This is a genomic window from Bacillus sp. N12A5 (genome assembly GCF_026790125.1).
GTDB lineage: Bacteria > Bacillota > Bacilli > Bacillales > Bacillaceae > Bacillus.
Map to the genome: position 1 here is coordinate 1 of NZ_JALAMR010000004.1, position 13,543 is coordinate 13,543.

11 protein-coding genes are annotated in these 13,543 nt (G+C 46.2%); 5 read left to right on the forward strand and 6 right to left on the reverse strand.

Annotation, left to right across the window (positions count from 1 at the left end):
- Nucleotides 1-115: 115 nt before the first annotated feature.
- Both MOC09_RS05295 and MOC09_RS05300 read left to right on the forward strand, forming a co-directional pair.
- The gene (locus MOC09_RS05295; RefSeq protein WP_268369889.1) at nt 116-1,456 is read left to right on the forward strand and encodes an erythromycin esterase family protein; all 1,341 of its coding nucleotides are present in this window, start codon (nt 116-118) and stop codon (nt 1,454-1,456) included.
- A 254-nt stretch (nt 1,457-1,710) separates the two neighbouring features.
- Nucleotides 1,711-2,679 (forward strand): rhodanese-related sulfurtransferase, encoded by a 969-nt coding sequence (locus tag MOC09_RS05300; protein WP_268358520.1) that lies wholly within the window; start codon nt 1,711-1,713, stop codon nt 2,677-2,679.
- A 37-nt stretch (nt 2,680-2,716) separates the two neighbouring features.
- Here the strand turns inward: MOC09_RS05300 and gltP are convergent, their stop codons facing one another.
- The 3 genes from gltP to nagB form a co-directional block, all read right to left on the reverse strand.
- On the reverse strand, nt 2,717-3,961 hold the full coding sequence (gltP, locus tag MOC09_RS05305) for a glutamate-aspartate/proton symporter GltP (protein ID WP_268358521.1): 1,245 nt from the start codon (nt 3,959-3,961) through the stop codon (nt 2,717-2,719).
- Between the two features lie 141 nt (nt 3,962-4,102).
- The gene (gene ptsG, locus MOC09_RS05310; protein WP_268369808.1) at nt 4,103-5,998 is read right to left on the reverse strand and encodes a glucose-specific PTS transporter subunit IIBC; all 1,896 of its coding nucleotides are present in this window, start codon (nt 5,996-5,998) and stop codon (nt 4,103-4,105) included.
- Between the two features lie 11 nt (nt 5,999-6,009).
- Entirely contained in the window at nt 6,010-6,759 is a 750-nt protein-coding gene (gene nagB, locus MOC09_RS05315) for a glucosamine-6-phosphate deaminase (protein WP_268358523.1), read from the reverse strand.
- A 218-nt stretch (nt 6,760-6,977) separates the two neighbouring features.
- Here nagB and gamR point away from each other — a divergent pair, with 218 nt between their 5' ends.
- From gamR to MOC09_RS05330, 3 genes are all read left to right on the forward strand, one after another.
- Nucleotides 6,978-7,685, forward strand: a complete 708-nt coding sequence (gamR, locus tag MOC09_RS05320) for a transcriptional regulator GamR (RefSeq protein WP_268358524.1) — start codon at nt 6,978-6,980, stop codon at nt 7,683-7,685.
- A 31-nt stretch (nt 7,686-7,716) separates the two neighbouring features.
- Nucleotides 7,717-7,992, forward strand: a complete 276-nt coding sequence (locus tag MOC09_RS05325; RefSeq protein WP_268358526.1) for a DUF1648 domain-containing protein — start codon at nt 7,717-7,719, stop codon at nt 7,990-7,992.
- Nucleotides 7,993-8,395: 403 nt separating this feature from the next.
- Nucleotides 8,396-9,463, forward strand: coding sequence for a branched-chain amino acid aminotransferase (locus tag MOC09_RS05330; protein ID WP_268358527.1), 1,068 nt, complete (start codon nt 8,396-8,398; stop codon nt 9,461-9,463).
- A gap of 35 nt (nt 9,464-9,498) precedes the next feature.
- Here the strand turns inward: MOC09_RS05330 and mmuP are convergent, their stop codons facing one another.
- The 3 genes from mmuP to MOC09_RS05345 form a co-directional block, all read right to left on the reverse strand.
- Complete coding sequence (gene mmuP / locus MOC09_RS05335; RefSeq protein ID WP_268369810.1) at nt 9,499-10,911, reverse strand: S-methylmethionine permease; 1,413 nt, start codon at nt 10,909-10,911, stop codon at nt 9,499-9,501.
- A 119-nt stretch (nt 10,912-11,030) separates the two neighbouring features.
- Nucleotides 11,031-11,978, reverse strand: a complete 948-nt coding sequence (mmuM, locus tag MOC09_RS05340; protein WP_268369812.1) for a homocysteine S-methyltransferase — start codon at nt 11,976-11,978, stop codon at nt 11,031-11,033.
- 128 nt (nt 11,979-12,106) lie between these two features.
- Nucleotides 12,107-13,543 carry an alanine/glycine:cation symporter family protein gene (locus MOC09_RS05345; RefSeq protein ID WP_268369814.1) on the reverse strand — a complete coding sequence of 479 codons (1,437 nt, stop codon included), beginning with the start codon at nt 13,541-13,543 and terminating at the stop codon, nt 12,107-12,109.

The following is a 13,543-nucleotide window of genomic DNA, read 5'->3' on the forward strand; positions in this document are numbered from 1 at the left end:
TCAAAAACGGGGGTCAGTCCCAAGTGAGAAGCTTTTTTTATTGGCGAATAAAGGAAACTTTTTCTATATCTATCTCGTAATGACTAGAGAACTTAGAAGAAAAGGAGAGATAGAATTGAAACAAATGATCGTGAAAATGACGCTGCCGCTGCTGATTGTTTGTCTTGCGTTTTCTTCTTTTTCAGCCTCAGCTCTTGCTGTTTCTGAAGAAAAACATTGGGATCGCTGGATTGAACGACATGCACGTCCACTGGATTCTTCCGATGCTTCAAACAAAGACCTTCGCTTTCTGAAGAAGGTGCTGAAAGGAAAACGAATCGTTCAGTTAGGAGAAACCACACATGGCGCTGGCGAAATCAATGCAACAAAAGTACGCATGATCAAATACCTCCACGAAGAACTGGGATACGATGTATTGGCCTTTGAGTCTGGCTTTACCGATACAAATGCAGCCTACCTTAATATGAGCCAATCCACTTCTAAGAGCACAATGAAAAACGCCATTTCCGCTGTTTGGCACACAGAAGATGTTGTTGAGCTGTTTGCTTACATGAAAGAGCAAAAAGAGAAAGGCGATCCGCTAATCCTTACCGGTTTTGATATTCAAAGCATGAAGAATTCATTCAATGACGCTGCAAACCAATGGGTCAAAGCAGTGGACTCTGAAAAAGCAGAACTGCTCTCTCAATCAGAAAATGACTTTTCAACATTGGTGACAGACAGCAGTACGTTTGAAGAATTTGCGCAAAAGAAAGAAGCGCTTGCGAAAAACTATCAAGAGCTGATCAAGTTCGCTGAAAAAAATGCTTCAGCACTAAAAGCCCACCTTCCGAAAGAGCCGAAAGCTTATGAGATATTTATGCATTCTCTCCAGCTGCGAATTGACGTAATGGAAACGTATATGCCTCAAGAAATGAGACAAAAGCTAAAGGATTATCCGGAGAAATTAGAGGAGCTTCCTTTTGTTTTAAGAGACCGCATGATGGCTGAACAATTTCAGTGGGTAGCCGACACCCTTTATCCGAAAAAGAAAATTATTGTCTGGGGCCACAATTACCACCTTCGCAAACAGAATACGAAAATGATTAAGGATATGACACAGGCAAACACTCCTAATATGGGTGATTATTTGCCGGAGCATCTGAAAAAACAAACATATACGATTGGCATTTATGCATATTCAGGCGCCAGTCTTGATAGCTCGGATAATAAAACCGTTACGCCGGTCACAAGCCCGCCGCCGTCTGGAAGTCTTGAAGCCTTGCTGAAGGCTGCGAACCATCCAGCTGTCTTTGTTGATTTTCTCCATACAAAAAACAAGAAAGGCACTTCGTGGATGTATACCCCGCGGACAGCACTCTATTGGGGGGTCATGGAAGAGCAGATGATCCTGAAGGAACAATATGACGGTGTCATTTGGCTGGAGCATATCACGCCATCAGTCATTATCAAGTGAGAGGGTCCCCTGTTATACTACAGGGGGTTTTTCATTTTGTCTTATCTTTTGGTAGTTTTCAGATAACTATATCAATTAGTAAATGGATGGAAAATACTATTTGTTATTAATAAACCCTTTTGCCGCGAGGGTTTGCAAGAGCTTGGATATTTTTATCAGTCTGGGCGGATCTGTTCATCTTTGCGGCATTTTCCTGTATGATATAGTAAGAGTGTGCATAACAACTAACTATAATTGAACAGGGTGTTTAAATCATGGAAAAACAATACAGAGTATTACTTTACTATAAATATGTTCCCATTGAAGATCCAGAGACGTTTAGAGAGCAGCATCTGGCTTTTTGTAAGGAGCTTGGTTTGTTAGGCCGTATCCTTGTTTCTTCTGAAGGAATTAACGGTACGGTATCAGGTACGGTTGAGCAGACTGAAAAATATATGCAAACAATGAAAGCTGATCCTCGTTTTGCGGACATGGTATTTAAAATTGATGAAGCAGAAGGCCATGCGTTCAAAAAAATCTTTGTCCGTCATAAAAAAGAGCTCGTGACGCTTCGTCTTGAAGATGATGTGGATCCGAACGAAACAACAGGGCAGCATCTGAAGCCTGCAGAATTTTATGAGAAAATGCAGGATCCAAACACCATTGTCATCGATGCGCGTAATGATTACGAGTATGACCTTGGCCATTTCAGAGGAGCAGTCCGTCCTGACATCGAGGCCTTCCGCGAATTGCCTGAATGGATCGAAGAACACAAAGATATGCTTGAAGGCAAAAAGATTTTAACGTACTGCACGGGCGGCGTGCGCTGTGAAAAGTTCTCAGGCTGGCTGATGAAGCAAGGCTTTGAAGATGTGGCACAGCTTGACGGCGGAATCGTCACATACGGTAAAGATCCTGAGGTGCAAGGTAAGCTTTGGGACGGGCAGTGCTACGTCTTCGATGAAAGAATCAGCGTGCCTGTCAACCGTGTTGAGCATGTGATTGTCGGAAAAGACTATTTTACAGGTGAACCGTGTGAGCGTTATGTGAACTGCGCAAATCCATCTTGCAACAAAAAAATGATATGCACACCGGAAAATGAGTATAAATATATGCGCAGCTGCAGCCACGAATGCCGCACGAACCCAAGAAATCTGTATGTCAAAGAGCATAATATGACAGCAGAAGAAGTAAGCGCAAGACTGGCAGCGATTGAAAAAGAAGAGCACGCTGCTGCTGAATAATTGAAAGAACACCTCGGGAATGAGGTGTTCTTTTTTTCTATATGCTTTCGGTTTGTTCGTTTGCGGAAACCCATTCTTTTTGGCGGAAGGCCTTTTCCCATTTAGATACCACAATACAGGCAATCGCATGTCCCGGTACGTTTACGCCTGTTCTCGCCATGTCCATGACGCGGTCAACACCCGCTATTATGGCAACGCCTTCAGCCGGCAGCCCCACAGCATTGGCAGTCGCCAGCAGAACCACAAGCGAGCCAGACGGAACAGCTGCAATGCCTTTACTGGTCATCACAAGCACAAGCATCATGAGCAGCTGCTGGGACAATGTCATGTCTACTTGAAAGGCCTGGGCCAGAAAAATACATGAAACCGATAGATATAAGCTGGAGCCGTCACAGTTCAGTGACAAGCCGGAGGGGACGACAAATGATACAACTCGTTTCGGGCAGCCGTATTTCTCCATTCTGTCCATCAGCTGAGGGAGAATGGTTTCCGTGCTGGTGGTGGAAAACGCAATTAAAAACAGATCCCATATCATTTTTAATACTTCGAAATACTTAATCTGAAAGATAAGACCGACAAGTGGAAAGAGGACAAAGAGGATCAGGAACAGACCAAGAAATACCGTGCCAACCAGCTTAAACATAGGGAGGAGGAGTTCAATGCCATATTGGCCAACAGAGGCTGCCATCAGGGCTAACACGCCGATAGGAGCCGTCACCATGACGATTTGCGTGAGTTTGAACATAATTTGAGCGGTGGATTCAAAGAATTTCATCACTGGTTCAGAGGCTTTGCCGATGCCTGCCGCAGCAACACCAAACAGAATCGCAAAGAATATAACGGCTAACAAATCATTTCTGGCCATGACATCAATAATGTTTGTAGGGATAATATCGAGGATCATTTGTTTGAAATCAACAACTTTATCTGTGTAGCCGGAAAGTTCATTGATATCTTTTTTCGCTAAATGGGAGAGGTCAAGCCCGACACCTGGTTTTAGGACATTTGCTAATACAAGCCCTAGGGCTAATACCAACGTCGTAATCACTTCAAACCAAATGATGGTCTTGATGCCGAGGCTGCCCATTTTTTTCATGCTGCCGCTTCCTGCGGCTCCGATGACAATAGTAGAAAACACAATCGGCACGACAATCATTTTAATCAAGCGGATAAACCCGTCTCCTACAGGCCTCAGTGCCATCCCAAAATCAGGAAAAAAGTGGCCGATCACTGCGCCGATTGCCAGAGCAATTAAGATTTGAAACGCGATTAATTTTTTCAAATGAATCCTCCTTTAGAATGATAGGATTTTAGGCATAATCATATCATTCGTGATTCACAATCAAACACCTTTTTCAAAATTTTATTTTGATAGCGCTTTCATTATGTTGGCAAAAAAGTCCCCCGCAGCAGGGGGACTTTTTTACTTCATATGGATGTGCTTCATCTCTTCTTCAGATGCATTTGTGAAGATGACCGGTGTTACAGCTGAAGCGGCATGCTGTTTGATGTAATCGAGATCAAAGGTGAGAAGCAGTTCACCTTGTTTGACGGCTTGTCCGCTCGTGACGTGAGCTTCAAAGCCTTCCCCATTTAGTGTAACAGTATCAATTCCGACATGGATCAAAATTTCGGTGCCGCTGGCGCTCTTAAAGCCAATGGCGTGTTTCGTTGGAAAAATGGAGATAATTTCGCCGTCCGCAGGGGCAACGACTTTTCCTTCTGCTGGGTCAATCGCAAAGCCCTCACCCATCATTTTTTCGGAAAAGACTTGATCGGGCACGTCTGCCAGAGAGACTGTTTCTCCTTTGAGCGGATATATGAAAGTCTCGCCAGAAGCGGGCTTCTGCTGTTCGTCAGTCTCTGTATCGAGAGTGGCGGCAGTGTCAGGGACGCCTCCGGCTATGATCGTTTTGATATCATCTTTTAAGGCATCAGATTTTGTTCCGAATATTGCCTGGAAGTTGTTGTTGACTTCCAGCACACCTACCGCGCCAAGCCGTTTCAATTCGTCCTTGCTGACTTGGCTCGGGTGATGAACAGTCACACGAAGCCTTGTAATACATGCATCCAGGTTGGCGATATTTTGCTGTCCGCCCAAGGCCTGCAGCACATGAAAGGCAAGCTGGTCTTTAGCGACAGGAGCTTTTGCCTCAGATTGGTCGGCTTCATCTGCTTCACGGCCGGGTGTTTTCAAGTTCCATTTCAAAATCGCAAAGCGGAACAAATAATAATAAATGAAAGCAAATACGATCCCGACAGGAATGACGACCCAGCCGTTTGTCGACAGCCCGTAGTTCAAGACGTAGTCGATTCCGCCGCCTGAGAACGTATAGCCGTGGCGGACGTGGAATAAATCACAAACGACAAAGATAACGCCGGCAAGAATAGAGTTAATTAAATAAAGCACGGGCGCAACGAATAAGAAAGAAAACTCAACAGGCTCTGTAATGCCTGTCAGCATAGATGTGAGCGCCGCAGAAATCATCACGCCGGAGATCATTTTTTTCTTTTCCGGACGCGCAGTATGGATAATGGCAAGAGCAACTGCAGGCAAACAGAAAATCATGTATGGGAAATCCCCCATCATAAAGCGCCCCGCTGTCGGGTCTCCCGCGAAAAACCTTGTCAGGTCGCCGGTTACGATACTGCCTGTTGACGGGTCTGTGTATTCTCCCATCATAAAATAGAAAGGTGTATAAAAAATATGATGCAGGCCAAAAGGAATCAGCAAACGATAGATCGTTGCATAAAAGAACAGGCCGACTGTTGAATCGGCGATTAAACTGCTGGCTGCGTTGATTCCGTTTTGGATCAGCGGCCAAACAAATGAAAAAATCACGCCGATTCCCAGTGAACTGACGGAAGTAATAATAGGGACAAACCGTTTTCCCGAGAAGAACCCAAGGACCGGATGCAGCTCGATTGATGAAAAACGCTTATATAAATAGGCGGCAAGAAGCCCGATGATGATTCCTCCGAATACTCCCATATCAATCAGGTGCTCGGCTCCTTCATACGGAGGCTGAAGCCCGAGTAATTTTCCCATGTTGTCGAGGGTGACGGTTAAAATTAAGTATCCGATGACAGCGGCAAGTCCGGCTACACCTTCGCCGCCGGCTAAACCGATCGCGACCCCAACGGCGAAAATCAGGGGCAGGTTATCGAATACAACGCCGCCTGCATCCTTTATAATAGGGATGTTCAGTAAATCCTTGTCACCGAAACGGAGCAAAAGACCCGCTGCCGGAAGGACGGCAACCGGAGTCATCAACGCGCGGCCAAGCTGCTGCAGAATTTGAAATGCCTTTTTAAACATGACAGTCTCCTTTATGAGTATGATGCTTTCTTTAGTTTTTGAGCCGCTTTTTGATCGGCGATAACGGTTACATGATTGTGTTTTTGAAGAATGGAGGCCGGTACATCTGTCGTGACAGGGCCTTCAGCCATCTTTTGAATGGCGTCTGCTTTTTCCTCGCCGCTTGCTAATAGCACAATATGTTTGCTGAATTCCATGATGGTTTTAATGCCCATTGAAATCGCGAGTCTCGGCACCAGCACCGGATCACCGCCGAAGAATCTGGCATTTGCCTGTATCGTGCTTTCTGACAGCTTAACAACCCGTGTCCGGTCCTCAAAATCAGATCCCGGTTCATTAAAACCGATATGGCCATTGGCGCCGATGCCGAGAATTTGAATATCAATGCCTCCCGCCTGGCGGATGAGATTCTCGTATGCTTTACATTCTGCCTCAAGCTGCGGATTGTCTCCTTGCGGGATATGGGTTTGACCAGGCTGCATATTGATATGCTGAAAAAGATGCTCATGCATAAAATGGTTATAACTTTGCGGATGCGATGGAGAGAGACCAGCATATTCATCCAAATTAAATGTAGTAACCTTTGAAAAATCAATTTCGCCTGCCTGATAGTCTGAAATCAGCTGCTTGTACAAGCCGACCGGCGTGCTTCCTGTTGCCAAACCGAGAACGGCATCTTTCTTAGCCTGTACTTGCTCTTTAATAATGTCAGCGCTTAACTTACAGAGTTCTTCATAGTGCTCGGCGATAAGGATCTTCATGTGACACCCCCTCAAAGAGATAGACAAGCACCATATTTGTTATGACCAATTTATGATAGTTGTCATTACGAATTTAGCACCGCCGTTATCAAACTGTCAATATTAATGTCTGAAAATTTGTTATAAAAGAAGGATACAAATCTTTCATATTTAGAAGGCAAGTGATATGATGGTCTCAATCAAAAAGAACGGTTGCATTACGGAATGGGGAGAATGAAATGACAGCTTTATATTCTGTTATCAAGTTTAAAATCATTGAATTAATTAAGTCGGGCAAATATCAGGCGAATGATCAGCTGCCAACGGAGAGCGAGTTTTGCGAACAATACGATGTCAGCAGGACAACGGTGAGACTGGCCCTGCAGCAGCTTGAGCTTGAGGGATATATTAAGCGGATTCAAGGAAAAGGAACATTTGTATCGGCGGCTAAAATACAAACGCCGATTCCGCATAAGATTACGAGCTTTGCAGAACAAATGAGAGGCCTGCGTTCTGAATCAAAAGTGCTTGAGCTTGTGGTGATCCCTGCTGATCACTCCATTGCTGAGCTTCTGAAAATGAAGGAGAATGAACCTGTCAACAAGCTTGTCAGAGTCAGATACGCCGAGGGGGAGCCTCTGCAGTACCACACCTCATATATTCCCTGGAAAGCGGCACCGGGGCTGGCGCAGGAAGAGTGCACCGGCTCTCTGTTTGAACTGTTAAGGACGAAATACAATATTGAAATCAGCAGGGGCACGGAATCAATCGAGCCGATTTTAACAGATGAAACGATTAGCGGCCACTTGTTAACCAATGTCGGAGCGCCGGCGTTTTTATCAGAATCCCTTACCTATGACAAAAACGAAAAAGTCGTGGAATACGCGCAAATTATTACGCGGGGAGACCGAACGAAATTCACCGTAGAACAGTCATATCAATCATAAAGAAATGTATGAAGAAAGGAATGGTTGCTCTATGTTTCTACTGACGAATGGAAAAGTGCTGTGGGGATCCGTAATTGCTGCTTTCATCCTTTCAATTGTGTTTTACCCGTTTCTGCCGGCGGAAATGCCGATTCATTATGATGGAACGAACCGTCCGGATCTGACGGTTAACAAGCTGGCAGGGATAGTGATACTTCCTGTTTTGATGGTGATGTTTGCATGGGCGCAGAAGATTAATTGGCAATTTGTGATCGCAGTATATATGTTGCTGCTTTGCCATATTGCCGTGCTGTATTTAGCAGTCTAAATCAAACAGCCAGAATGAATCTGGCTGTTTCAGTATGCCGGCAAGACCCTTGCATTCGTTGTCAGGCCAGTGCACCGGTGTTCAGTTATGAAAGAAACGGCGGCTAATGATCAGGCGTCCTGCCCAAGGCTGCCGTTATCACATCCTGTGACAGTCTGCGCCAATTTCTCGTCCATCCTTGATTGGTAATCACGTTGAAAAAGATGCCAAACGGGCTAATTTTCTTTTATTTCATCTTCATTTGACAATGAATGTGGTGTATAATAGCTGATGATCCTAAAGAATATTCTGAAATTTATAAGTGCGAAGCGGCGTATCATGAAAAGAGAGGCTGTATATTTTTTGCAGCTTTAAAAAGACTGAATATTTAAACAATTATGATGTGAAAGGTGTGCTGATCAGATTGAATAAGCTTATCGAACGAGAAAAAATTGCATTTCATAAGGAAAAGCCCGACCCATCATCCTTGGGATTCGGTCAATATTTTACAGATTATATGTTTGTGATGGATTATGAAGAGGGAATCGGCTGGCATCATCCGAGAATTGCGCCGTACGCGCCGCTTACGCTTGATCCGTCTTCATCTGTTTTTCATTACGGCCAGGCTGTCTTTGAAGGATTAAAAGCGTACAGAACAGAAGACGGCAGGGTGCTGCTGTTCCGTCCGGATCAAAATATCAAACGGCTGAACAGATCGTGTGAGCGCATGAGCATGCCTCCTTTAGACGAGGAGCTGGTGCTTGAGGCATTGATGCAATTAATTGAGCTTGAGAAAGATTGGGTTCCAAAGGAAAAGGGAACGTCACTGTATATTCGTCCGTTTGTCATTGCCACGGAACCGAGTCTTGGTGTAAAAGCATCTAAAAGCTATACCTTTATGATCGTGCTTTCGCCTGTCGGCTCGTACTATGGCGATCAGCTGAAGCCGGTTAGAATCTACGTCGAGGATGAATACGTGCGGGCGGTGAACGGCGGGGTCGGATGTGCAAAAACATCCGGAAATTACGCGGCAAGCCTTCAGGCACAGCGAAAAGCGAATGAGCTGGGCTATGACCAGGTGCTGTGGCTGGACGCCATTGAAAAGAAATACGTGGAAGAAGTAGGGAGCATGAACATCTTTTTCGTCATGAACGGGGAAGCTGTCACTCCGGCTTTAAGCGGGAGTATTTTAAGCGGGGTTACACGTGCGTCTGCGATTGAATTGATGCGCAGCTGGGGCATTCCCGTTCGTGAAGAGAGAATTTCGATTGACGAGATTTACGCGGCTTCTGCCCGCGGGGAATTGACAGAGGTCTTCGGCACGGGCACGGCAGCCGTTGTTACACCTGTCGGTGAACTCAATATTCATGGAAAAACGGTGATTGTAGGCGACGGGCAAATTGGAGATCTCTCGAAAAAGCTGTATGAAACGATAACAGATATTCAGCGTGGCAAAGTGAAAGGCCCGTTCAACTGGACATTGGAGGTATAAAGATGAAAAAGAACCTGCCCGGAGGCAGGTTCTTTTTATTTTGAATGCGTGATATCAGCAGTAGCCCGGCTATTGCGGTTTCTCGCATAATACACTGCATAGCAGATGGCCATAAACGAAATGCCGCAATACAATGCGATTCTTTGATTCGGATCAAAGGCAATGCCGATGACGGAAGCCAGGCATAACAGGAACGCGGCAGTCGGTACGATCGGATACCAAGGGGTCCGGTATTTCAAGTCGGCGACCTTGTTTCCCGCTGCGACATATCGTTTTCTGAACATGAATTGGGAAGCGGCGATTCCCATCCACACGACAACGACTGCAAAACCGGAAATCGAAACGAGCACAACGTAAACAGTGTCTGGCGCAAATACGCTGGACAGCAATGACAGAATGCCGCCGATCATACTGAACACCAGCGCATTAAACGGGGTTCCTTTTGACGTCAGCTTTGCGAATGCCGGGTGAAGCGTCTTTTCTTTTGATAACGACCAGAGCATTCGGGAAGAAGCATAGAGTCCGGAATTAGCCGCTGACAGAATCGCTGTCAAGATGACAAAGTTCATCATATCGGCTGCGTACGGGACACCGACTCTGTCAAAGACAGCGACAAACGGACTTTTGATGACGCCGGCTTCTTGAATCGGAATCAGCCCTGACAGAACAAAAATCGTTCCGATAAAAAAGAGGGAGAGACGCCAGACCGTTGTTTTAATCGCTTTTGGTATTGTTTTGTCGGGATCCACGCTTTCACCAGCTGCAATTCCGATCAGTTCCGTTCCCGAAAAGGCAAAATTGACGGACAGCATCGTCATCAAAATCGGGACAAATCCATTTGGAAAGAGCCCGTCTTCCGCTGTGAAGTTGGACAGCATCGGAGCGGCTTCTGCGCCTTTGATCGGGATGATGCCGAACATGGCAGAGCCGCCTAATAGAATAAATAATACGATGGCTAATACTTTGATGCTGGAAAACCAAAATTCTGATTCAGCGAAAAACTTGACCGAAAATGCGTTCAGCAAGAAAATGAACAGCGCAAAGACGGCACTCCACATCCAAACGGACGTATGGGGAAACCAGCGCTGCATTAACAAGCCGGCTGCTGTGAATTCTGATCCCAATGCCACAGTCCATGTCAGCCAGTACAGCCATGCGACCGTAAATCCGGTTCCCGGCCCTATGTATTTGGCTGCATAGGTGTGAAAGGCGCCGGTCACAGGCATAGCCACTGACAGTTCACCGAGGCACAGCATGACCAAATAAACGATGCCGGCCCCGACTAGGTAGGCGAGTATGGTTCCCGCCGGGCCTGCCTGCTGAATGGTGTAGCCAGAGCTTAAAAACAGCCCGGTTCCGATAACACCCCCTAAGGAAAGCATAAAGAGGTGCCGGCTTTTCATACTTCTCTGAAAGTTTGTCTCATTCTTGTTGTGAGCAGATTTCATCTTTTTCCAACCTTCTATGGCGATTTATTTCCTTCCTAATAAAAAATCTCATGTCAGCGAGTGACACGAGACTCCGGCGTACCGGCTTTTAGATAGAATATACAAACTATTCCGATAAGTCAAGTTGTTTTTAAAGAGCGCGCCCAAGCCGCGATGTCTTGAATATCTTCGGGTTTTGTCCGGCAGCAGCCGCCAATCAGCTTCGCCCCTTTTTCATACCATGTGCGGGCACTCGCTCCATAAGGTTCGGTACATGCTGCGCCGTTCCACGTTTTTGTTTTCGGGTCATATTGTTCGCCTGAATTCGGGTAGGCGATGATCGGTTTTGATGTGTGCGTTTTTAACTCCTCTATCAAGGAAGGGATATGCTGAAGCGGCGTGCAGTTGATGCCGATCGCTGCAATTTGGCGGTGCTCATCAAGCCATGATGCGCAGTCAGCGGCAGGTGTTCCGTCACTGATGTGCAGGCCGTCTTTTGCACTGAAGCTGATCCACGCATACGTTTCAGGAAATTCCTTCAGGAGCCGCACAATCGCTTTTGCTTCGGCCAGACAAGGAATCGTCTCGCATGCCAAAACATCAGCCCCGGCCTCGATCAGCGCCTTCATGCGGGGGCGATGAAATTCAATCAGTTCATCTTCTGAGATTCCATAGTTGCCGCGATACTCAGAGCCGTCCGCAAGATAAGCGCCATAAGGGCCTACAGATGCCGCAATGATCGGTTTTGGCCGATTCAGACGGTTCTCTTCAAGCGCCCAAAATTCATCACGTGCTTCAGCTGCGATGCTGACGGACATCTCGATGAGCCGGCGAGCTTCCGCTTCGCTCAGCCCGCGTGCGGCAAAGCCTTCAAATGTCGACTGATAGCTGGCGGTGATCGCACAGTCAGCGCCTGCCGCGAAATAATCAGTATGAACTTGTTTAATCAGGTCTGGCTCTTCCATCAGGATTTTTGCCGACCACAGACTGTCGTTCAAATCACAGCCCTTGCGTTCCAGCTCGGTCGCCATGGCGCCGTCTAGCACAATAAGCGGGTATGTATCTAGTATGTGTTGGATAGGATTCATAGAATGTATCGATGCCTTCTTTCAGATTTTTTTGAAAAGGATATGAAAATCGTAATGGTGGCTTACGGGTTTGTCAATAAACGCAAAAAGAGGAGGGTGTTCAGCCCATATGTCTGAACACCCTTTTCTTATGATATTTGTTTGTTATGTGTGTCAGCCTTTGTATCAGAAAGCGGCCAGCACTCAATGCCATTATGGTTTTTGAGCACATCTTTATAAAAGACCGGATCTTTGCCTGCTTTTTTCTGGCGTGTATAGTCTTTCAGCGCCGTAAAAACGACCTTCGATAATAAGAAAATCGCGATTAAATTTACGACGACCATCAAACCCATGAACAAATCAGCCAGATCCCAGACGAGCTGGACTTTGGCAACACAGCCAAAGACAATCATCGCCAGCACGCCGATACGGTAGACAAAAATCAGTTTTTTGCTTTTGTTCAAAAAGCCGATATTGGTTTCGCCATAATAATAGTTTCCGATTAAAGCACAGAATCCGAATATCAAAATCAGAATAGCGAGAAAGCCTGATGCCCACGATCCGACATGGGAGCTGAGAGAGGCTTGTGTCAACGCGATTCCGCTCAGTCCCGGAGTATGATAGGCATCCGAAAACAGAATGATAAAAGCAGTGCTTGTACAAATGACCAGCGTATCCGTAAGCACACCCAAAGCTTGAATCAGCCCCTGTTTAACAGGATGGCTTGTCGTTGCGGTGGCAGCGGCATTCGGTGCGCTTCCCATTCCTGCTTCGTTTGAAAAGATTCCACGTCTGACACCCTGCATTAACGCTGCACCCAAAGCGCCGCCGGCGGCCTGGTCAACACCAAATGCATTTTTCACGATAAGTGCAATCACGTCCGGCAGTTGCGTAATGTTGGTGAAAATCACGAAAAACGCAACTCCGATATACAGGACAGCCAATACGACGACAATGGATTCAGCCAGCTTCGCAATGCGTTTTACACCGCCGAAAATAATCGTGCCGAACACAGCAATTAAAATGAGTCCTAATGTCAGGCGGTTTGTGCCGAACGCATTTTCAAAGGCGAGACTGACTGTATTTGATTGGACCGAGTTAAAGACAATACCGAACGACAAGGTGATTAAAACGGCGAACAGCGCGCCCATCCACCTTTTGTTCAGCCCTTTTTCCATGTAATACGCCGGCCCGCCGCGGAAGCCGTTTGCATCTTTTACCTTATAAATCTGTGCCAGTGTGCTTTCCACAAAGCTTGATGCTGATCCGATAATGGCGATAATCCACATCCAGAAGATTGCACCTGGCCCGCCGAGTGCAATGGCGATGGCAATGCCCGTAATATTTCCCGTTCCGACACGGGCCGCCATGCTGATGCAAAAGGCTTGAAATGGAGAAATGCTGTTTTTCGACCGGGAAGCGGCACCTTCTCTTAATACCCTGACCATTTCCTTCAGCATACGAACCTGCAAAAACTTAAGCCTGAACGTAAAATAGATTCCCAGAGAAAGGAGCAATACAATTAATAGCTTTGACCATAATAGATCATTTGCGATCCCGACGATATGTTCCAGGATTTGCTGCAT